Consider the following 20,237-nt stretch of genomic DNA (forward strand, 5'->3'; position numbering starts at 1 on the left):
TGGGTTTCGGCTGTTGCCCGTGCCAGGGTTGGTGTTGTCCGCTGGGGCGTGCGTGGTGGATGCTGTCCGTCGTGCAGTAGGAGGAGTGTCCTCCATGCACGCCCTGGGTTCGTCCGGGCACGTCACCGGTGCCCAGCTGGAACCGGACCGCGATACGTCGCGTCGAAGCCGATAGTTCCCCGATCTCCCGACAAGGAGCTTCCACCCATGTCGTTCGCGCAGACCGTGCGCGGCGCGGCCAGTGCCGTCGCCCAGGGGGGCGATCCGCGCCAGGCGGTGTCCGACGCACTCCAGCAGGCCACCGAGGGAGGCGGTCTCGACCCCCGGGACTTCATCGCCGCCCGTGAACAGGGCGCCTCGGTCGGAACCCGGATCGAGCAGAAGAGCACCTCCCTCAACAACGCGGGGGAGGCGATCAACCGCAGTTACTACGAGCGCGGCTCCCAGGGGCCGGTCCACGTCATCTGCCCCATGGTGATCCCCCGGGGCCGCACCTTCGTGACGATGCTCCCGGCCATCGCGCTGGTGGTCATCGGCGTCCTGGGCGGTGTCCCGGTCCTGAGCGCGCAGGCGCTCGCGGGCGGCAACCCCCTGATCAACCCCTTCTTCGGGATCCACTACTGGATCATCACCCTGGCGGTGGCCGCGTTCATGTGGTGGCGCCAGGGGATGGTGATGGTGCCGGAGGGCTGCGAGGCCATCGTCACCCGCTTCGGCAAGATGGAGAACATCTACCGGCCGGGCCGGGTCACGCTCTTCAACCCCTGGAAGCGCGTCTCCTACATCGTCAACACCACCCGTGAGTACCCGTTCAACGCGCCGATCCGCTCGGCCCCCACCAAGAGCGGCGTGCAGGCCTCCATCGACCTGTTCGTGCAGTTCCGGATCGTCAACGCCACCGACTTCGTCTACACGCTGGGCGGTGTGAACGGCTTCCAGGAGAAGCTCAACAACGCGATCAGCGAGACGACCCGCAGCCTCATCTACGAGCAGGAGGCCTCGGCGATCTACGACATGGTCGGTGACAACACCCAGAGCCTGCTGGAGCAGCTCAACCGGCAGTTCAGCGGGATCGTGGAGCTGACCAGCGCCAACATCACCCACGCCGAGCCCTCCAGCCAGGAGTACCGGATGGACCTGGCCGCGCCGGAGATGGTGCGCGTGGCCAAGGACGCCTACACCTTCGAGTACGAGCTGCAGCTGCGCAAAGAGCAGAACGAGGGCGACCTGAACAAGGAGCTGGCCACCCTCAACGAGACCCTGTCCGCGATCCAGGCCGACATCGCCCAGTACCAGGCGCAGATGGACACCGCCCTGGAGCGCGAGACCAACCGGGCCCGCGCCCTGGCCCGCCAGCGCTTCGTCGAGGCCGAGTCCGAGGCCAACGCCAACGCCGCGCTCCTGCAGGCCCAGGCCCTGGACATCCGCGCGGTCAGCGCCGCCGAGGCCCCCGAGATCCTCAACTACCGCTTCCGCCAGAACCTCCTGGACAAGCTGGAGGCCGTCGCCGACAGCCTGCCCCAGGTGCTGCGCATCGGTTCGGGCGACTCCGCCAGCGTCGACTACCTGCGCATCGCCCAGGAGATCATCGGCCAGGCCGACACCGCCCTGTTCTCGCAGGAGGACATGGACGCCATCCGGACCCGTCTGGGCGCGATCCAGGGCCGTATCTCCGAGCGGGAACAGGAGATCCGCGTGCTGCTGGAGGACACCCAGGCCCCCGGCGCCCGTCCGGCGGCCGACGAGGTGCCGGGCGAGGACCGGGTGGAGGAGATCCGCCAGTCCGTCTCGGACGAGGCCATCGACGAGCGCCTCTCCGACACCCCCGCCCCGCCGTCCCCGGGGCCGGGCGGTCAGCGGGGTACCGGCCAGAACGAAGGAGGCCAGTAGATGAGCCAGTCCGTCAACGTCCGCAGCGGCTCCAGCATCAAGGAGTCCCTCGCCTCCTGGGGCGACCTGGCCAGTCTCCTGCGCGGCGGCGACCAGGGCGCGATCGTGCCGGTCGTCATCCCGCGCGACAACCGCGGCCTGCGGTGGATGGTCCTGGTCTGGTTCGGACTGTTCGCCCTGCTCTCGGCGCTGATGATGGCCCTCAACGGCCTGCTGGGCGGAACGGGGACACAGATCGCCTACACCGTGCTGGCCATCCCGACCCTGCTGGTCGGCCTGCTCAGCATCGTCGTCGCCGGGCTGTGGTGGTGGCGCGGCTCGATCATCGAGATCGAGGAGGGCACCCACGGCATCCTCACCAAGTACGGCGCGATCGTGCGGCCGATCGGCCCGGGCCGCCACTACCTGTGGCACCCGTGGTCGCGGGTGGACTTCGTGGTGGACACCCGCACCGAGATCCCCTACACGGCCCCGGTGCTGGCCTGCCCCACGCGGGAGAACGTGCCGCTGAAGTCGATCGAGTTCTTCCTCAAGTTCCAGATCACCGACCCCATCCGGTTCGTGACCGTCATCGGCGCGAGCAACTTCGACCTGGTGCTCTCCAGCGCGGTGCAGGACGCCATCCGCCAGCGCAGCCGGCAGGTCAACACCGAGTCCGCCTACGACCTGCGCGGATCCAACGTCGAGGACATGCGCCGCCTGCTCAACAGCCAGCTGGAGAAGTACGGCGTGCGCATCACCGGCTGCAACATCCCCGACGTGCAGCTGCCCAACCAGTACCAGCAGCACCTGGCCACCCGGGAGCGGGTCGCCAAGGAGCTGGTGGCCTACGAGCAGGAGTGGGAGCTGACGCGCAAGCGCCGCATCGACACCCTGCTCATGGACATCGAGCGGTCCAAGAAGACGCGCGACGCCAAGATCGTCGAGGTCAACGCCTCACTGAACAAGGCGCGCAAGGACGTGGCGCAGATGCTCCAGGAGCAGGAGACCGAGGCGCAGCGGGTGCGCTACGAGATCGAGACGCGCGGCCGCGCCGACCTGGTGGCCGCCGAGAACGAGGCCAAGGCGCAGCAGCGCCTGGCCACCGCCTACCGGGACAACCGCGCGGTGCTGGAGTACGAGCTGGCCCGCCGCCGCCTGGACGTGGGCGCTGTGCTGGCCGAGCGCGCCCCGCGTCCGGTGGTGGTGCAGACCGAGGGCGGCTCCGGTGACGGTTCGGCGCTGTCCACGCTGCTGACCGCCCAGCTGCTGCCGCAGGTGATGGACGGCGCGCGGACGTCGCGGGGCGCTCGGGCGGAGAGCGCGAAGGAGGCCCTGGACTCCGCCCAGGGCGCCGTCGCCGCGGCGGCCGAGCGCCAGCAGCAGATGGCCGAGGAGTACCGGAACCAGCAGGAGGAGGCGATGCGCCAGCAGTTCGAGCGCGGTGAGGGCTACGGCGGGCGCCGCCGGTAGCCGTCCGTCCCGGACCGGAGCGTGACAGGGGCCCCGCGACCACCCGGTCGCGGGGTTCCTGTCGTGCGGCGGGGTGCGGGGGAGGGGCTCAGCGGGCGGGGGAGAGGCGGGCGTATCCGGCCTCGATGTCGATCCCGTGCCGGGCCGCGATCTCCACCAGGTCCTCGACCTCTCCCGCCTGGGCGCTGGCCAGGTCGTCGTCCCCGATCGCGTGTGCCCTGCGCAGCGCGGTGATCGAGTCGTGGAGCCGAAGGTGAAGGGTGAGCACGAACTCGCGCATGGAAGCCTCTCCTCAGGGTGGGCGGCGCTGTCGGCGGGGAGGAGCCGGCCGGCCGCTCCCCGGGGGGGTGCGTCCATCCGTACCGGACGAGTGTGAGAGGAGCGTTGGAAGCGGGACGGGTTCCGGCAAGGAGGGGGTCAACGGCCTCCGGCCACGCGCAGGACGGCACCGGTGGTGTAGGAGGCCTCGGCGGAGAGCAGCCAGGCGACCGCGGCGGCGATCTCGGTGGCCTCGCCGGGGCGGCCGAGCGGGATCGCGGGGGCCATCCGCGCCGGACGGCCGGGGTCGCCCATGGCGGCGTGGATGCCGGTGTCCACCAGTCCGGGCGCGACCGCGTTGACCCGGACCCCCTGCGGGCCCAGTTCCTTGGCCAGGTCAAGGGTCAGCGTGTCGACGGCGGCCTTGGCCGCGGCGTAGTGCACGTACTCGCCGGGGCTGCCGAGTGTGGCCGCGCCCGAGGAGATGTTGACGACGGCCCCTCCGGCGGTCATGTCGCGCGCGGCGCGGCGGCAGCACAGCAGGCAGCCGAGCAGGTTGACGTCGACCACCCGGCGCAGCACCTCGGCGGGGGTGTCGGCCAGCCTGCCGAGGGGGCCGGTGACCCCGGCGTTGTTGACCAGGCCGGTGACCGGTCCCAGTTCCGCCCGCACGGTGTCGAAGAGCAGGTCGACCTCCCCCGCGTCGGACACGTCCGCCCGTACCGTGACACAGCGCGCTCCGGCCTCCCGCACGGCCCGCGCGGTGCGTTCGGCGGCCCGGCCGTCGTGGACGTAGGAGAGCGCCAGGTCGTGTCCGTCGGCGGCCAGGCGCAGGCAGGTGGCGGCGCCGATCCCGCGGCTCCCGCCGGTGACGACGGTGGTCGGACGCGGCATGTCGGTGCTCCCTACGGGCGAGAGGCGGTCCCCGGGCGGGCCGCCCGGGGCGGCGACGGAGCGGGCACCGGCCGCGTGGGGGCGGCCGGTGCCCGCTCCGGTGGGGCGGCGCTTAGTGGTCCACCCAGACGTACCAGTCGCCGGACACGTGCTCGTAGATCCGTGAACCCTGGCCGGGGACGAACACGCCCTCGGGGATCTCCTCGGTGCTGTGGGCCAGGCCCCCGGGGGCGAACAGCCCCGAGCCCTGGATCGCGTAGTGGGTGACCTCGCCCGACACCGAGATGCTGCGCACCGAGTACAGCCCCGCACGCTCGCCGTTGAGCGGGACGGTGGTGAGGGGGTCGGCCTCCTGGCGCAGGGAGAGCAGGTCGTCGGCGGAGGCCTGGACCCGGCCCTGGAGCGGGACGTCGGCCACGGCCAGCCCGAGCGCCGCGGCGGCGATCAGCGGTGCGGAGATCCAGCGCAGCCAGTAGCGGCGGATCATGGGCCGGGCCACGGCCAGCGCGATCCCCAGGCGCAGGGCGCCCATCCCGGCCAGCAGCAGACCGCCCCCCAGGCCCAGGACGAAGGTGGGCAGGTGACCGGCGGGCACGCTGTCCTCGAAGAGCAGGATCAGCCCGACCACGCCGCAGGCGGGGATGTAGAGCCGCCCGGGCGGGCGCGAGGCCCAGCTGATGAGCCGCTGGCCGAAGGACGGCTTCTCCGCGATCTCGATCAGTTTGGCCACGGACGCGTCAGGTTCCGGGCCAGGAGCTGCGGCGGACATGGTGTTCCCCCCACCGGATCCGTGTGGTGTGGACGGCGGCCCGGGTCAGGGAGGCTCCCCAGCGCTGACAGGACCGCGTCACAGACGATACGGCCGTCGTAGCGCGGCCTGCCCCACAGGATAGAGCAGCGGCGGGGCGTGTTCGGGGCGCCGCGGGGAATCGGCCGTGTTCCTCCGGTTCCGGCCCGGGCGTGTCCGGCGTGGTCGGCGGTGGCGCACCGCGGCCCCCGGGGACAGCACGAGGTGGTCCCAGGACCACCGGCCACCGCTCACCGCCATCAGCAGACACACCGCCGTGACTAGCAGCGTCGTCGTCCAGGAGGAGAAGGGCGCCTGCGCGGGGGATCCGGCGGCGAGGGCGCCGAGCACGGCCGCGGCGCCCAGCAGGGGCCCGGTCAGCCATGTGAGCAGGCCCACCGCGAAGGCGAGTGAGAGCGACACGAGCAGGGCCGGGACCGCGAACGCGAACGGGGCCAGAGCCCCCAGCCCCGACGCGAGGAGGTGCTCACCCACCGACGCCTCCCGGCCGCGCAGGGTGAGTCCGTACTCGGCGAAGGCCCAGCCGGTGCCGCCCCGGACGCAGGTGGCGACGATGTCGTAGAGGCGTCCGCGGGAGATCCGGAGAACTGGCCCGGGGCGGGGCTTGGCGCGCTGCATGTCCGTTCCTCCCGGACGACCCGGAAATGGTTCTGACAAGCGAAAACTACCCAAAGTAAGGAAGCGTTGCCCACGGTGGCGTTCGGCGGGTCGTGTACTGGCGGCGGACCCCGTGCCCCCGCGAACCCGGGGCGGTGCGTCCGGAGCGCTGACCGCCGTAGGGTGGGGGTGTGCCGACCACTTCCACAGCAGTCACACCGCCCACCTACGAGCTGGAGGACGAACTCCGTGCCTCGGGGGCACGGGTGGTCGCCGGTGTGGACGAGGTCGGGCGCGGCGCCTGGGCCGGCCCCCTGCTGGTCTGCGCCGCCGTCTCCGGGGAGGGCGAGCCGCCCGCCGGGCTCACCGACTCCAAGCGACTGACCCCGCCGCGCCGCCGCGCGCTGGCCGAGCTGCTGCGCCCCTGGGTCGCCGACCACGCCTTCGGCTGGTCCCCGCCCGAGGAGATCGACGAGGTCGGCATGACCGAGGCCCTGCGCCGCGCCTCCCGTCGCGCCCTGGAGGCGCTCACCGTACGCCCCGACGCCGTCATCCTCGACGGCAGGCACGACTTCATCGGCAGCCCCTGGCGGGTGCGCACCCAGGTCAAGGGCGACCTGACGTGCGTCAGCGTCGCCGCGGCGGCGGTCCTGGCCAAGGTCCACCGCGACGCCCGCATGGCCGAGCTGGCCGCCGACCACCCCGGCTACGGGTTCGAGCGCGCGGCCGGATACCCCTCCCCCGTCCACCGCGCCGCCCTCGCCGAGTCCGGCCCCACCCCGCACCACCGCATGAGCTGGGCCTACCTCGACGCCCTGCCGAGGTGGCGGCACCTGCGCAAGGCCCGTCCCGGTCCCGACGGGCAGCTCCCCCTCCTCTGACCCCGGGCCACGCCCCCGCCCGCCCGCCGGAGCGCGACACGCCGCCCCGCACTGGACATCGGCCCCACTTGGGGCAAGGCTGTGGCTGTGGACGCCGGTCCCCCCGGCTCCCCCGCACCCCCGACGGCCAGGAAAGCCGACCGCCCACGGACCCCCACGCAGGAAGGGGCATGGATGACGCGCGAGATGAGCTCCGCCGCGGCGGAGCCGCAACGCGCCTCGGGACTGGACCGCCTGCGCGTCCTCTACCACCGGATGCCCCTCGGCCGACGGCTCGCCGCGGCCCTGGTCCTGGTCACCGTGGTAGCCGTCACCGCCCTGGTCGCGGGCGTCCCGCTCCTGGCCGCGATCTCCGGGACCCTGGTCCTGCTGGTGGCCGCGGCCGCCCTCATGCGCTCGGTCGACGCCTTCGTCACCGTGGTGGTGTGCGTGGTGTGGCTGGCCGTGGCCGTCCCGCTGTTCCAGATCCCGCTCACCGGCGAACCCGTCACACTGCTGGTCCTGCCCCTGCCGGTGCTCGTGGTACTGGCAGCCACCCGGGCCCGCGAGTTCCCGGTCTGGCACACCGCCGCGCTCGCGCTCACCGCGGGGCTCGTCTCGGGTTTCTCCCTCGCCCTGGTCGGACTGGTCCTGGCGTCCTTCGAGGCCTCCTGGGGCATCGCACTGCTCTACGCCGCCGCGGGGGCCTGCCTGGTGTGGCGGCTGTCCGCCTCCCGCCAGATCACCCGGGACGGCGAGGCCAACCGGCGCGAGGCCGCCCAGGCCATGCCCGTCTCCCGCCGCACGGGGCCCGACGCCCCCGGCGCGGTGGCGGGGCGCGCCCAGCCCCTGCGCGGGCGGGCCGAGGCCGGGCCGCGCGCCGCCCGCCCCTCCTCGGAGCAGGTGCCCGACGACGAACCCGTCCCCATCGACCAGGCCCTGGCCGAACTGGAGGACATGATCGGGCTGGACCCGGTCAAGCAGCAGGTGCGCGGGATCGCCGCCTCCATCGAGGCCGCCCGCCTGCGCGCCGACGCGGGCTTCCCGGTCGAACGCCCTCTGCGCCACCTGGTCTTCTCCGGTCCGCCCGGTACGGGAAAGACCAGCGTCGCCCGCACCCTGGCCACGATCTTCCACTCCTTCGGCCTGCTGCCCACCGCCCGCGTCGTGGAGGCCCAGCGCGCGGACCTGGTGGGGGAGTACCTGGGCGCCACCGCGATCAAGACCAACGAGCTCATCGACCGCGCGCTCGGCGGCGTGCTGTTCGTCGACGAGGCCTACTCCCTGGTCAACGAGGGAGACGGCCAGGCCGACCGGTTCGGCAACGAGGCCGTGCAGACCCTGCTCAAGCGGGCCGAGGACGACCGCGACCGGCTCGTCATCGTCCTGGCGGGCTACGAGAAGGAGATGGACTCCTTCCTCGCCTCCAACCCCGGCCTGGCCTCGCGCTTCGCCACCCGCATCCACTTCCCCAGCTACTCGGCCGACGAGCTGTTCCGCATCGCCGAGTCCCTCGTCCGCCAGCGCGGCGACATCCTGGAGGAGGACGCCGCCCGGACGCTGCGGCGAAGATTCGACCAGGTGGTCCAGCGCGAGGTGGTCGACGAGCTGGGCAACGGCCGCTTCGCCCGCTCGGTGGTGGACAAGGCCGCCCAGGCGCGGGACGTGCGCGTGGTCACCGCCGGGGCGGACGGAGGCGAGCCCGCGCCCCGGCCCGAGGCCGAGGACCTCATCACCGTCCGGGCCGCCGACGTCGAGGCCGCCTACCGCGAGCTGACCTCGCGCCTGCCCGGATTCGGCGAGGCGCCGGGGATCGAGGAGGCCCTGGCCGAACTCGACGCCATGATCGGCCTGGAACCGGTCAAGGAACAGGTGCGCTCCATCGTGGCCCAGCTGCGGGTGGCCAAGCTGCGCGAGGAGCAGGGGCTGCGCAACCAGGCGCCCCTGCGGCACTTCGTGTTCACCGGACCGCCCGGCACCGGCAAGACCACCGTCGCGCGCGTGCTCGGCCGGGTCTTCGCCGCCCTGGGGCTGCTGGGCCGCGCCGACGTGGTCGAGGCCCAGCGCGCCGACCTGGTGGGCGAGCACCTGGGCGCCACCGCGGTCAAGACCAACCGGCTCGTGGACCGGGCCCTGGGCGGGGTCCTGTTCGTCGACGAGGCCTACTCGCTGGTCAACCCGGGCTACAGCGGCGGCGACGCGTTCGGCGCGGAGGCCATCCAGACCCTGCTCAAGCGGGCCGAGGACGACCGGTCCCGGCTCGTGGTGGTGCTCGCCGGGTACCCGGCGGAGATGGAGCGCTTCCTGGCCTCCAACGCGGGGCTGTCCTCGCGGTTCAACGTGCGGGTGCGCTTCCCCTCCTACACCCCCGACGAGCTCACCCGGATCGCCGACGCGGTGGCCGCCCGCACGGGGGACGCCTTCGACGCGACCGCGCGCGAGGACCTGCACAGCATCTTCACGCACGTGTGCGAGGCCGGGTGGATCGACGAGCTGGGCAACGGCCGCTTCGCCCGCTCCCTGTTCGAGAAGGCGTGCTCCCACCGCGACCTGCGGGTGTCCCGGGAGGTGGGCGAGGCCGCGACCGCCGCCGAGCTCACCGTGGTGACCAGCGCGGACGTACGCAAGGCCTACTCCGAGGCCACCCAGCAGACCTGAGCCGTGCCCGCCCCGGACCTCCGCTCCGCCCGGAAGGGGGCCCGCGGCCTGCTGCTAGTGTCCGACCCATGACCGCTTCACCCACTTCCTCCTCCGCGTCCCCCGTCACCCAGGCGCTGATCCTCGCCGGCGGACAGGCCACGCGGCTGCGCCCCTACACCGACACCCGCCCCAAGGCGATGGTGGAGGTGGCGGGACGCCCCATCATCGACTACCAGCTGGAGTGGCTCACCGACCACGGCGTCGAACAGGTCGTCGTCTCCTGCGGCTACAAGGCCGAGGTGCTGCGCGAACACCTGGAGGCGCGCCGGGGCGGACCGGAGATCACCCTGCTGGTGGAGGACGAGCCGCTCGGCCGCGGCGGCGCCCTGCGCTTCGCCTCCACCGGCCTGCGTGACCAGGAGGCCCCCTACTTCGCGCTCAACGGCGACGTGCTCACCTGGTTCCCGCTGGACGAGATGACCGCCCGCCACCGCGAGCGGGGCGGTCTGGCCACCCTGGCACTGGCCCAGTTCCGCACGACCTGGGGCATCGTGGACGTCGACGAGCAGGACCGGATCGAGGGCTTCACCCAGAGCCCCCTGCTGCCGGTGTGGATCAACGCGGGCGTGTACCTGTTCGAGCCCGGCGTCACCCCGCTACTGCCGACCAAGGGCGACCACGAGTCCTCCACCTTCCCGGACCTGGCCAAGGAAGGGCGTCTGACCGCCTACCGCATCGACGGGTTCTGGCGCGGCGTGGACACCGCCAAGGACGTCAAGGAGGCGGGGGAGCGGATCACCGCCATGCGCGGGGGCGCCTGAACGGGGCGTATGCCCGACCCCTGTTTCCCGGAAGGACGGACGCCGTCTGTCGGGGCCTGGATGGGATGGGTATCGTCACGGTCGTGACGAACGACGGTTTTCTCCTCTCCAGCGCCCCCAACTTCCGCGACCTCGGCGGCCTCCGCACGGCCACGGGCCACACCGTTCGCCGCGGCCTCGTGTACCGTTCCGACGCCCTGCACTCCATCGACGCCGACGAACTCCCGGTCTACGAGGGCCTGGGCATCCGCCAGCTCGTCGACCTGCGCACCCCGCACGAGCGCCAGTCCCTGCCCGACATCACGCCCGAGGGCGCCGAGTACGCGGCCGTGGCCGTGCAGGACCCCGAGGCGGCGGGGGCCAACTTCTCGCTGTCCCTCGCCGACCCGGAGAAGGCCCGGAGCATGTTCGCCGACGGGGCGGCCGAGCGCTTCATGCACCAGGTCTACCGAGAGCTGGTCACCGACGCCGAGGCGCTCACCGGCTACCGCGACCTGGTCGAGCGCGCGGCCAAGGGGCCGACCGCCCTGGTCTTCCACTGCAGCGCGGGCAAGGACCGCACCGGTTGGGGCGCCGCGCTCATCCTCCAGCTGCTGGGCGCCGACAGGGCGACCGTCGTCGCCGACTACCTGGCCAGCAACGAGCGCCAGGCCAACACCGACAAGTGGATGCGGGCCCTGGCCCGCAACAGCGGGCTGGACTGGGAGCAGCTCGCGCCGATGACGCGTGTGCGCGCCGAGTACCTGGACACGTCCTACGCCCACATCGACGAGGTCTACGGGTCCTTCGACAACTACGTCGCCGACGGGCTGAAGCTGTCCGAGGCCACCGTGGAGCGGCTGCGCGAGCGCCTCCTGGTCTGAGCGGGGCCGCCCTACAGGGCGTCCAGGCGGCGGCGCAGGTCGCTCTCACCCTGGGCGGAGTCGAGCACCTCCCCCAGCGCGGCCAGGACCGTGGGCCGGTCCATTCCCCGGTCCAGCATCCGGCGCGCCGCCGCCCACAGGTTCGCGGGCCGTCCGTGCCACAGGCGCCTGGCCAGGCGCTCGTGGCGGTCCAGCTCCCTCTCGCGCCGGGGGTCGTTCCCGGTCACCGGCCGGTACCAGCGGTCCTGGCCGCTGGAGTGCCGCCCGTTGTACGGGATGGCGGCCTCGTACTCGCCGTAGTGGTCCAGTCTCAGCAGCGCCCGTCTGCCCCGGGACGTGCCCGGGTCGAACTCCTCGGGCGCCCACGTCACCAGTTCGCTCGCCAGCAGCGGGAAGGCGAACATCCGCCGTGCCAGCGCGGCGAAGTCGCCGTCCGGCAGGAGCCGGCGCACCGCCTCCTGGCGCAGTCCCAGCGGGCGCGCCGGGTCGCGGTAGACGCGGTGGAACTCGGCGGTGGACTCCCACACCGCGTCCAGCGTCGCCCCCACGGCCACCTCCGGCAGGCTGCTCCGCGCGCCGGCCCAGCGCACCCAGGCCGCCAGCACGTGCGGCATGGCCTCCTGCTCCTCGGGCAGCAGCACCACCCGGCCGGGCAGCCAGTGCAGCAGGAAGGACTCCACCTTGCGCGGGCTGACGCGCATCGGCCGGCCGCTGTCCACGTCGCAGCCGTGCGCGATGATGTGGTCGGTGCAGCGGCTGGCGGCGTAGGAGTCGGAGAGTTCGGCCGCCTCGTCCGAGGCCAGGAAGCGGGCGGCCAGCACCGCGCGCCGGTCCAGGCGCCAGACCGGGACGGGGGAGGGCTCCACCCCGTCCGGAGGGACCGGCAGCCTCCGCACCCGGGCGCGGGCCAGGGCGAAGTGGGCGGCCAGCGAGCCACCGGTCAGGTCCGCGGCCTTGAGCCCCACCGGCCGCACCGTCGGACCCGCGGCCGGATCGGCGGAGGCTCCGGTGACCACCTGCTCGGTGCGCTCCAGCGCCCGGGACAGCAGCGCGCGGGCCTCGGCCGGCTCCACGCGGGAGAAGCGGGCGAAGTCGTCGGCCTCCGCCCGCTGGCGGCACTGCTCCAGCAGCTGCTCGACCTTGGTGGTCACCCAGGCGTCGCGCAGCACGCCGCCGCCGTTGTGGTCCACGACCAGGATCAGCGCGTGCTCGGGCGGCAGCGAGCCCGGATCGCCGACGCGGTCGCGGTCGCGGCTGAAGACGCACACCACGTCGTCGGTGTCGCCGAACTGGTCGCCGCTGACGTAGGCGGCCACCGGGGTGACCGCGCCGAGCTGGTCGGCCCACCCGGGCACCTGCAGACCCCGCTCGCGGAGCGCGAGCACCCCCTGTTCGGCCAGTGCGCGCTGCTCGGGCGTGGCGCCCAGGGCGGCGACCGCCGCGAGCACCGCGAGCCCGGCGGGCTTGCCGGAGGCCGTGGCGTGCGCGATCAGGCCCTCGCCGAGCAGGCGCTGGACGTCCAGGCCCGGGATCCGCTCACCCCACCAGGCGCCGAGCATCTCGCTGAAGGCGAGTTCGGCGTCGAGGGGGTGGCGCATGGCGAGCAGTGCTCGGGCCGCGCGCAGCATCTCGTCGAAGACGGCGCGCGGCAGGGGACCTGGAGGCATCGGGGTGGACACGATTCCGAGCGTATGCCAGCCCGGGGCGTGGAAACGGCGTCGGAAGGGTCCGGGTAGGGCGCCGTGCCGACCGCCGGCGCCCGGGGCGCCGCCACCGGACCGGCGCCCCGGGCGGTGCCGGCCGGTTCAGCGCTGCTCGGCCACGGCGCGGTGGCCGGTGAACAGCGTGGGACCCGACCTGCGCGGTGCCTTGCGGACCGACTGCGAGGGCGGCACGGAGTTCACCATCGCCTCCAGGTGCTCACGGGCGACCCGCTCGACGAGATGCGGTGTGACCGTGATGCCCAGGTGCTCGACGCAGTTCCAGGTGTCGCTGACGCAGCGTTCGACACAGCGATGGGACAAGGCGCTGAACTCGTCGTGCAGTCGTGCCGAGATCCGCCTGAGATCCTGGACCGGGAAGGTCTGGAGCATTCTCGCTCACACCCCTAGCTGAAGCTGAAGATGGCCTGGACGGTGACCTCCACCCATTCCACTTGTTTTGGACGGAGTGTCAACCCCTGTCCCGGCACGCTGTTGATAAAACCTCCGGGAAGCATCGTTTACTCGAACACCACCATCACCGCAGGTCAACAAGGCGAAAAGGGCGTTTCGGGCATATAACGTTCCTGTTCCGAAGTGCGCAGCGCAAACCCGTCATGAAGGAGTAGAGCCGTGAATGAGCCGGAAACGCGCCGGAAAACCGCGGAGGCGTCGCGTCCGGCCACCTGGTGGCCTACTGTTTACCTTCCGCCCCCAGGGGGCTCTCCGCCGTCGCGGCCCCCGCCCGCCCGCGACGCCCGTTGCGCCCGGACCCGTGTGTCCTATGCTTGAGCGGTGACAGCGGCCGAGAGGAGTTCTCGAGCGTGACTCCCGAGAGCCGCGGAGCCCCCCGATCACCCTAGGCACCGTTGACTCTCCGGTATTCACGCCGCGGACGGTGCGCGTGGTCGACAGGGGCCGCGCGATCCAGGCAGCACCCCCAACGAAACACGGATGGGGAATCGACGGTTCCGGAGGTGTCGAGCAGGTGAGCGCCGAGACATCCATTCCGCCGCCCCGGGTCAACGGGGCCGAACTCCCCGACGCGGTGAAATCCCTTCTCTCGGACTCCCCGATCGGATTCGCGCTGCTGGACCCCGACGACGTGGTCAGCACGATCAACCAGCGGCTGGCCGCGGTCCTGGGCCGCACCCCCGCCGAGTGCCTCGGCAGAGCCCCCGGTGACCTGCTGGAGGAGGACGGGGAGACGGCCGCCGCGGCCGTCCACCGCGCCTGCCTGGCCAGCGTGCGCCAGGACGGCCGCGCCGTGCGCGAGGGCCACCGCACCTCCGCCGGGCAGCTGTGGGACCTGACATGGTTCCCCGTCGCCGAGCCCGGCACCGGCGACTCCTACGTCGCCCTCATCGCCGTCCACGACGTCGGCCGGGGAGCCGGACGCGAGGTCGTGCACGACGGAACCGCGGCCCGCCGCGACGAGCAGCGCCTGCGCGCCCTGCTCCAGGCGGCCAACCAGATCGTGTGGACCGCCGGACCCGGCGGCGACATCCACGAGGACTGCCCCCAGTGGCGGGCCGTCACCGGTCAGGACCGGGAGCACTACCTGGGCCGGGGCTGGCTGGAGGCCCTGCACCCCGACGACCGCGTCCGCGTCGGCAACGCCTGGGACGACGCGGTCCTGGACGTCACCCCCTTCGACGCCATCTTCCGGATGCGCACCTGCTCGGGCGGCTACGGCCACTACCGGGCCCGCGCCCACCCGATCATGGACGGCCCCCGTACCGCCGAGTGGGTCGGCACCCTGGTCGACATCACCAACGAGCGCGAGGCCGAGGAACTGCGCCAGCGCCTGAACCAGCAGCTCAGCGAGGCGGCCATGCGCACCGCCCGCCTGCAGAAGGCCACCTCCGACCTGGCCGAGGCGCTGACCGCCGCCGAGGTCGTCAACGCCATGTCCGAGATCGGGCGCTCGGGCGTGGGCGCCGACCACACGAGCGTGGTCCTGCTGGACCGCGCCCGCCTGCGGCTGCGCACCATCGCCGCCGAACACGCCCACCAGCTGCCGCGCGCGTGCTTCCCGCCGGACCACCCCGACATCGCGGCCCGGGCGATCGCCGACCGCCTGCCCCGCCTGGCCGCCAACCCGGCCGAGCTGGCGGAGCTGCTCGACGACGCCCCCGAGGTCCGTGAGCTGCTGGAGGCCACACCGGAGCGCGCCTGGGTCGCGCTGCCCATGCTGGTCGCCGGACGCCCCATCGGCGCGCTGCGCTTCGCCTTCTCGGCGCCGCGACGGGTGACCGACGAGGAGCGCGTGTTCCTGGAGGCCCTGGCCGGGCAGTGCGCGCTGGCCATCGGCCGGGCCACGCTCTACGAGCAGGAGCACAACACCGCCGAGGAACTGCAGCGCAGCCTGCTGCCCGAGGCGCTGCCGCAGGTGCGCGGGGTGCGCCTGGCCGCCTACTACCGGTCCGGTTCGCGCAACGTGCAGGTCGGCGGCGACTGGTACGACGCCTTCCCGCTGCCCGACGGCCGCGTCGCCGGGGTCCTGGGCGACGTCATGGGCAAGGGCATCCCGGCCGCCGCCGGGATGAGCCGCATCCGCAACGCCCTGCGCGCGCTGGCCTTCTCCATGCCCGAGCCCGCCGACGTCCTGGCCGGGCTGGACCGGATGTTCACGGCCACGGAGGGAATGGACCAGGTGACCACCCTCGTGTACTTCGTGTTGGACCCGGTCACCGGCCAGCTCGACCTCAGCAACGCGGGACACCTGCCGCCGCTGGTCGTGGCGGGCAGCGCGGGGCCGTCCCTGCTGGAGACCGACCCCGACACGCCGCTCGGCGTCAGCGCCGAGCGGGGCCACCACAAATTCTTCGTCCAACCCGGTAACACCGTCGTGCTCTACTCCGATGGACTGGTTGAGAACCGCAAACGGTCCGTCGACTCGGGGCTCGTCGAGCTCGTCCGTGTGGCGTCGGCTCCCGCGGAGGTGATGGGCGATCCACAGCAAATGCTGGAGTACCTTGTTGAGAGCATGCTCGATGGGTATGAGCAGGACGATGACGTCACGCTGCTCGCCGTTCAACTTCCGGTGATCGACGCGGCACCGGAGCGGTGACACCGGTTCGTGGCGGAGCGGTGGACCGGCGGTAGACCGAAATCAGACCGTACGAACAAGTCCATTGCCTTGCCTACAGTGAAGAAGCCGTTCCACCCCGCGACGCGGGGGTGATCCTCTGCGGGGATGACCTCCCGGGGCGCATACGCTTGAAGGGGCGAATCCTCCGACAAGCGCATACGCTGAAAAGACCAACGGCTTCCCCGCCCCAGTGGGGGACGATCCAGGCCGCAGGTGGGAGAGGGCGCCGTGCCCGGTCCCGGCCAGGCGGACCACCGGGTTCGACAATCTCGCCACACGTCCGTTCGAGAGGTGTTTGTGTCATCTGCCAGTTCGACTCGCTCGAAGCAGTCCGAGTCACTGCAAGAGCCCGTCATTCAGCAGCTGATCGAGCGTGGGCGGTCCCAGGGCTTCCTTGAGCCCGAGGACGTGCGCCGTGCCTTCGAAGAGGCCGAAATCCCGATGTCGCAGGCGCAGTCCGTGCTCCGCAGCCTCGCGAAGGAAGGCGTGACCGTGCTCGTCCCCGAGTCGGCCTCCTCCCGGCGCAAGACGCCGCGGCGCAAGACGGCGACCACGCGGTCCACCTCGACCAGGTCCACCACGTCGTCCACCAGGGCGGCCAGGCCCGCGCGCGCCGCGGCGGCCCAGGAGCAGCCGGAGACGGTGACCGCGGTGGTCGACTCCGCCGAGGACGAGGGCGCTGGCAGGAAGGCGCCCCGCAAGGCCGCGGCCAAGAAGACCGCCGCCGCCAAGAAGGCCGCCCCGAAGAAGACCGCGGCCAAGAAGACCGCCACCGCCGCCAAGGGCCCGGCCGCCAAGGCCGCCCCCGGCAAGAAGGCGACGGTCAAGAAGGACCTCGAACTCGCCCCCGAGGGCGACTTCCCCGAGGACGAGGAGGTCCTGGACGACCTCGAGCACACCGGCGCCGAGCTGGAGCTGGTCGAGGACACCCCGGACCCGTCGGACAAGGACACCAAGCCCGCCAAGCCGGAGGCCGTGGGCGCTCCCACCAAGCCCGCCAACGAGGACGAGTCCTTCGTCCTCTACGACGATGACGACGACGCCCCCGCGGCGCAGGTCGTCGCGGCCGGTGCGACCGCCGACCCGGTCAAGGACTACCTCAAGCAGATCGGCAAGGTCCCGCTGCTCAACGCCGAGCAGGAGGTCGAGCTCGCCAAGCGCATCGAGGCCGGCCTGTTCGCCGAGGAGAAGCTGGCCGAGGAGGCCGACACGCTCTCCTTCGAGCTGCGCGACGAGCTGGAGTGGATCGCCGAGGACGGCGGACGGGCCAAGAAGCACCTGCTGGAGGCCAACCTCCGCCTGGTGGTATCGCTGGCCAAGCGCTACACCGGCCGCGGCATGCTGTTCCTGGACCTCATCCAGGAGGGCAACCTCGGTCTGATCCGCGCGGTGGAGAAGTTCGACTACACCAAGGGCTTCAAGTTCTCGACCTACGCCACGTGGTGGATCCGCCAGGCGATCACCCGCGCCATGGCCGACCAGGCGCGCACCATCCGCATCCCGGTGCACATGGTCGAGGTCATCAACAAGCTGGCCCGCGTGCAGCGCCAGATGCTCCAGGACCTGGGCCGCGAGCCCACCCCGGAGGAGCTGGCCAAGGAACTCGACATGACCCCCGAGAAGGTCGTCGAGGTGCAGAAGTACGGTCGCGAGCCGATCTCCCTGCACACTCCGCTGGGCGAGGACGGCGACAGCGAGTTCGGTGACCTCATCGAGGACTCCGAGGCCATCCAGCCGGGCGAGGCGGTCAGCTTCACGCTGTTGCAGGAGCAGCTGCACTCGGTGCTGGACACGCTGTCCGAGCGCGAGGCGGGCGTGGTGTCCATGCGCTTCGGACTCACCGACGGCCAGCCGAAGACTTTAGACGAGATCGGCAAGGTCTACGGGGTCACCCGCGAGCGCATCCGGCAGATCGAGAGCAAGACGATGTCCAAGCTCCGTCACCCCTCGCGTTCGCAGGTGCTCCGCGACTACCTGGACTAGTCCTGCCGGGTGGTCGACCGGCCGGTGGCCCGAACGCCGGCCGGGGACTGATGAGGACCGGACCTGTTCCCGGCGCACCGCCCCGCACTGGTGGCGGAGCGGCGCGCCGGGAACGGGTTCCCCGTGGTGCGCGCGGCTGTGGCGACGTCCGCGTGTACCGGAGCATCCCCCGTGGTGCTCCGGGACGGTGTGTCATCCATCCGACGGTGACCATCGTGCCGCACCCGCTGTAGGTGCGGGATAAAGACGCGATACCGAGTCGTTATACGGAGGGGGAGCGGCCACAGGCCGCTCCCCCTCCGCGTGCGTGCCCGCCCGGCGGTGCGGGCCCGCTCAGTCGCGGACGACGACGTTCAGGGTGCGCGGGTCGGGCAGCTCGACGGTGTGCCCCAGGTCGCGCAGGGCGGACGCGAGCTCCTCGGGCGTGGCGGCGTCCACACCCTCCAGCAGCAGGGACCGGGCGATCTCGCCCCGCGTGGCCTTGGCCATGTGGCTGACCACCGAGCGCTTGACCGACCCGTCCACGAGGCGTTCGCGCAGCACCCTGACGGTGACGCCGTTGGCCGGGGCGAAGGCGGCGGCGTAGACCGCCGAGCGGCAGTCGACGACCAGGCGCCCCCCGGTCAGTTCGCCCAGGGGCGCGGCCAGGGCGCGCTTCCAGTAGGCGCCCAGACCGCCCAGGGGCGGCAGCCTGACCCCCATGGACAGGCGGTAGGGCGGGATCCGGTCCTCGGGGCCGACCACGCCCCACAGGCCGGAGAAGATCAGGACGCGCCCGTCGGCCCCGGGCAGGTCGGCCAGGCCCAGCCGGTCGTAGAGCACGCCCGTGTACAGGTCCGCGGCGCGCGGGGCGGGGGCGGTGGCCAGGTCCAGGTTGCGCTTGAGCGCGTCGGCCTGGCCGGGGCCGATGCCCAGGGTGTCCATCGCGGTGTCCGCGGGGCCCGCGCACAGGTCGGTCAGCGCCGCCATCACCCGTCCGCGGGCCCCGGCCAGGTCGGGCAGGGTCAGCGCGCCCGTGTCCAGGCGCGGCCCCTCCCCGGAGGTGGCCTTTCCCTCGGACGGCGGCAGCAGGATGAGCATGGTGGGACTTCCCAGGTGGAGGCGGTGGTGGTGCCCGCCCATGGTACGGCGACCGGGGCGGCGGCGGCTCCCGTGAGTCCGCCGGGTAGCATCGGCCGCTTCGGAGGCGAGGGGAGCGGGCATGCACGAGTGGGCGCGGCGGGTGACGCGGGACTGGCCGCCGTTCGAGGTCGAGGAGCGCGGCGGCTGGCGGTTCGGGTTCGCCGAGGGGATCACCAAGCGCGCCAACTGCGCGCTGCTGCTGGAGCCCGGCGCGGACGTGGCCGAGGTCACCTCGGTCTACACCGGGCGCGGACTGCGCCCGTGCGTACAGGTGTGGCCCGGGCAGGAGGAGACCGACCGGCGCCTGGCCGAGCACGGGTACGCGGTGGTGGAGCCCACACTGGTCCTGGCCCGCGGCCTCGACGCGCCTCCCGGGGCGCCGGGCACCTCCGAGGTCGCCGCCGTCCCGGGGCCCGTCTGGGAGTCCCGGGACGTCACGCGCATCCTCTCCCGGGTGGACACCGGCTACGGCACGGCCGCGCGGGGCCTGAGCCGGGGCGCCGCGGTGCTGGACGGGGAGTCGGTGGCGGTGTGCGCCATGTTCACCGAACCGCACGCGCGTGGCCGGGGCACGGCGGGCGCGCTGCTGGCCGACCTGCTCGACTGGGCGCACGGGAGGGGGGCCAGGCGGGCCTACCTGTGCGTGGTGGCCGACAACGCCCCGGCGCTGCGGCTCTACGAGCGCTTCGGGTTCACCCAGGTCTCGCGGTACCACAGCCGGGTCCTTGCCTGAACGGGCCGGGCTCCGGCCGGAGCCCGCACGGACGGCCCCGGACAGCACGGAGGCGGCGGTCGCGTGGACCGCCGCCTCCGTGTCCGTTCGTGTGGCTAACGCTCGTCCGTCTTGCTCTCGGTGAGCTTGTCGGTCTCGTCCTGGATGTCCGAGGCGATCTTGCGGAGAGAGTCGTCGTGCTTGCGCATGTGGTGTGCGCAGAACAGGAGTTCACCGCCTGAGTTCAGCAGCACCCGGACGTACGCCTGTGCACCACAGCGGTCGCAGCGGTCAGCAGCCGTCAGCGGCTGGGTGGGGGCAAGGGTTCCAGTCACTTCGCCATCCTCAATACTCGGCGTTAGTCACCTCTGACAACATCTAACCCGACCAAGACGTTCCCAACCCGGGTCCGTGTACGCCGACAGCGGAATCTGCCTGGTTGATGCCGGGATGGGGAGTTTCTGGCTCGACGTCGTATGTGCTCCTTGTTGTACCCGTTGAGAAGGCTCGCATCCCCGGAAAAGGGGAGTATCCAGGTCGCAT

General features: G+C 72.4%; 17 protein-coding genes. 9 read left to right on the forward strand and 8 right to left on the reverse strand.

Going from position 1 to position 20,237, the window contains the following annotated elements; translation table 11 throughout:
* The first annotated feature begins 207 nt into the window (after window positions 1-207).
* Together FYW95_RS12720 and FYW95_RS12725 are read left to right on the forward strand one after the other, a co-directional pair.
* A complete protein-coding gene (locus FYW95_RS12720; RefSeq protein ID WP_236567800.1) occupies window positions 208-1,890 on the forward strand; it encodes an SPFH domain-containing protein in 1,683 nt (560 codons plus the stop codon).
* A complete protein-coding gene (locus FYW95_RS12725; RefSeq protein ID WP_159942742.1) occupies window positions 1,891-3,342 on the forward strand; it encodes an SPFH domain-containing protein in 1,452 nt (483 codons plus the stop codon).
* A gap of 88 nt (window positions 3,343-3,430) precedes the next feature.
* Here FYW95_RS12725 and FYW95_RS12730 read toward each other — a convergent pair whose 3' ends face one another.
* From FYW95_RS12730 to FYW95_RS12745, 4 genes are all read right to left on the reverse strand, one after another.
* Window positions 3,431-3,622, reverse strand: coding sequence for a hypothetical protein (locus FYW95_RS12730; RefSeq protein ID WP_159942741.1), 192 nt, complete (start codon window positions 3,620-3,622; stop codon window positions 3,431-3,433).
* A 137-nt stretch (window positions 3,623-3,759) separates the two neighbouring features.
* On the reverse strand, window positions 3,760-4,494 hold the full coding sequence (locus FYW95_RS12735; RefSeq protein WP_160050366.1) for an SDR family oxidoreductase: 735 nt from the start codon (window positions 4,492-4,494) through the stop codon (window positions 3,760-3,762).
* 112 nt (window positions 4,495-4,606) lie between these two features.
* Complete coding sequence (locus tag FYW95_RS12740) at window positions 4,607-5,263, reverse strand: hypothetical protein (protein ID WP_160050367.1); 657 nt, start codon at window positions 5,261-5,263, stop codon at window positions 4,607-4,609.
* 78 nt (window positions 5,264-5,341) lie between these two features.
* Window positions 5,342-5,920, reverse strand: coding sequence for a DoxX family protein (locus tag FYW95_RS12745; RefSeq protein WP_159942738.1), 579 nt, complete (start codon window positions 5,918-5,920; stop codon window positions 5,342-5,344).
* 170 nt (window positions 5,921-6,090) lie between these two features.
* On the opposite strand from FYW95_RS12745, the gene FYW95_RS12750 reads away from it, so the two are divergent.
* The 4 genes from FYW95_RS12750 (at window position 6,091) to FYW95_RS12765 (ending at window position 11,083) form a co-directional block, all read left to right on the forward strand.
* Window positions 6,091-6,780 carry a ribonuclease HII gene (locus FYW95_RS12750; protein WP_159942737.1) on the forward strand — a complete coding sequence of 230 codons (690 nt, stop codon included), beginning with the start codon at window positions 6,091-6,093 and terminating at the stop codon, window positions 6,778-6,780.
* A 174-nt stretch (window positions 6,781-6,954) separates the two neighbouring features.
* Entirely contained in the window at window positions 6,955-9,417 is a 2,463-nt protein-coding gene (locus tag FYW95_RS12755) for an AAA family ATPase (RefSeq protein WP_159942736.1), read from the forward strand.
* 68 nt (window positions 9,418-9,485) lie between these two features.
* On the forward strand, window positions 9,486-10,220 hold the full coding sequence (locus tag FYW95_RS12760) for a nucleotidyltransferase family protein (protein WP_159942735.1): 735 nt from the start codon (window positions 9,486-9,488) through the stop codon (window positions 10,218-10,220).
* A 65-nt stretch (window positions 10,221-10,285) separates the two neighbouring features.
* Window positions 10,286-11,083, forward strand: coding sequence for a tyrosine-protein phosphatase (locus tag FYW95_RS12765; protein ID WP_160050368.1), 798 nt, complete (start codon window positions 10,286-10,288; stop codon window positions 11,081-11,083).
* An 11-nt stretch (window positions 11,084-11,094) separates the two neighbouring features.
* Here the strand turns inward: FYW95_RS12765 and FYW95_RS12770 are convergent, their stop codons facing one another.
* Window positions 11,095-12,711 (reverse strand): hypothetical protein, encoded by a 1,617-nt coding sequence (locus tag FYW95_RS12770; RefSeq protein ID WP_160050372.1) that lies wholly within the window; start codon window positions 12,709-12,711, stop codon window positions 11,095-11,097.
* Between the two features lie 177 nt (window positions 12,712-12,888).
* Window positions 12,889-13,176 carry a hypothetical protein gene (locus FYW95_RS12775; RefSeq protein ID WP_159942733.1) on the reverse strand — a complete coding sequence of 96 codons (288 nt, stop codon included), beginning with the start codon at window positions 13,174-13,176 and terminating at the stop codon, window positions 12,889-12,891.
* Between the two features lie 595 nt (window positions 13,177-13,771).
* Here FYW95_RS12775 and FYW95_RS12780 point away from each other — a divergent pair.
* Together FYW95_RS12780 and FYW95_RS12785 are read left to right on the forward strand one after the other, a co-directional pair.
* The gene (locus FYW95_RS12780) at window positions 13,772-15,856 is read left to right on the forward strand and encodes a SpoIIE family protein phosphatase (protein WP_159942732.1); all 2,085 of its coding nucleotides are present in this window, start codon (window positions 13,772-13,774) and stop codon (window positions 15,854-15,856) included.
* 429 nt (window positions 15,857-16,285) lie between these two features.
* Window positions 16,286-17,860, forward strand: a complete 1,575-nt coding sequence (locus tag FYW95_RS12785; RefSeq protein ID WP_370462386.1) for an RNA polymerase sigma factor — start codon at window positions 16,286-16,288, stop codon at window positions 17,858-17,860.
* 333 nt (window positions 17,861-18,193) lie between these two features.
* On the opposite strand, the gene yaaA is transcribed toward FYW95_RS12785, so the two are convergent.
* Complete coding sequence (yaaA, locus tag FYW95_RS12790; RefSeq protein WP_159942730.1) at window positions 18,194-18,940, reverse strand: peroxide stress protein YaaA; 747 nt, start codon at window positions 18,938-18,940, stop codon at window positions 18,194-18,196.
* Window positions 18,941-19,061: 121 nt separating this feature from the next.
* Here yaaA and FYW95_RS12795 point away from each other — a divergent pair, with 121 nt between their 5' ends.
* Entirely contained in the window at window positions 19,062-19,715 is a 654-nt protein-coding gene (locus tag FYW95_RS12795) for a GNAT family N-acetyltransferase (RefSeq protein ID WP_159942729.1), read from the forward strand.
* 95 nt (window positions 19,716-19,810) lie between these two features.
* Here the strand turns inward: FYW95_RS12795 and FYW95_RS12800 are convergent, their stop codons facing one another.
* A complete protein-coding gene (locus FYW95_RS12800; protein ID WP_013154321.1) occupies window positions 19,811-20,029 on the reverse strand; it encodes a DUF7455 domain-containing protein in 219 nt (72 codons plus the stop codon).
* Window positions 20,030-20,237: the final 208 nt, after the last annotated feature.

The sequence above is a fragment of the Nocardiopsis sp. FR4 genome, from assembly GCF_009830945.1.
Lineage (GTDB): Bacteria > Actinomycetota > Actinomycetes > Streptosporangiales > Streptosporangiaceae > Nocardiopsis.

Bases quoted from the DNA above. Each gene is read 5' to 3' on its own strand.
- FYW95_RS12720 (WP_236567800.1), top strand. From the start codon at position 208: ATGTCGTTCGCGCAGACCGTGCGCGGCGCGGCCAGTGCCGTCGCCCAG.
- FYW95_RS12725 (WP_159942742.1), top strand. From the start codon at position 1,891: ATGAGCCAGTCCGTCAACGTCCGCAGCGGCTCCAGCATCAAGGAGTCC.
- FYW95_RS12730 (WP_159942741.1), bottom strand. From the start codon at position 3,622: ATGCGCGAGTTCGTGCTCACCCTTCACCTTCGGCTCCACGACTCGATC.
- FYW95_RS12735 (WP_160050366.1), bottom strand. From the start codon at position 4,494: ATGCCGCGTCCGACCACCGTCGTCACCGGCGGGAGCCGCGGGATCGGC.
- FYW95_RS12740 (WP_160050367.1), bottom strand. From the start codon at position 5,263: ATGTCCGCCGCAGCTCCTGGCCCGGAACCTGACGCGTCCGTGGCCAAA.
- FYW95_RS12745 (WP_159942738.1), bottom strand. From the start codon at position 5,920: ATGCAGCGCGCCAAGCCCCGCCCCGGGCCAGTTCTCCGGATCTCCCGC.
- FYW95_RS12755 (WP_159942736.1), top strand. From the start codon at position 6,955: ATGACGCGCGAGATGAGCTCCGCCGCGGCGGAGCCGCAACGCGCCTCG.
- FYW95_RS12760 (WP_159942735.1), top strand. From the start codon at position 9,486: ATGACCGCTTCACCCACTTCCTCCTCCGCGTCCCCCGTCACCCAGGCG.
- FYW95_RS12765 (WP_160050368.1), top strand. From the start codon at position 10,286: ATGGGTATCGTCACGGTCGTGACGAACGACGGTTTTCTCCTCTCCAGC.
- FYW95_RS12770 (WP_160050372.1), bottom strand. From the start codon at position 12,711: ATGCTGCGCGCGGCCCGAGCACTGCTCGCCATGCGCCACCCCCTCGAC.
- FYW95_RS12775 (WP_159942733.1), bottom strand. From the start codon at position 13,176: ATGCTCCAGACCTTCCCGGTCCAGGATCTCAGGCGGATCTCGGCACGA.
- yaaA (WP_159942730.1), bottom strand. From the start codon at position 18,940: ATGCTCATCCTGCTGCCGCCGTCCGAGGGAAAGGCCACCTCCGGGGAG.
- FYW95_RS12795 (WP_159942729.1), top strand. From the start codon at position 19,062: ATGCACGAGTGGGCGCGGCGGGTGACGCGGGACTGGCCGCCGTTCGAG.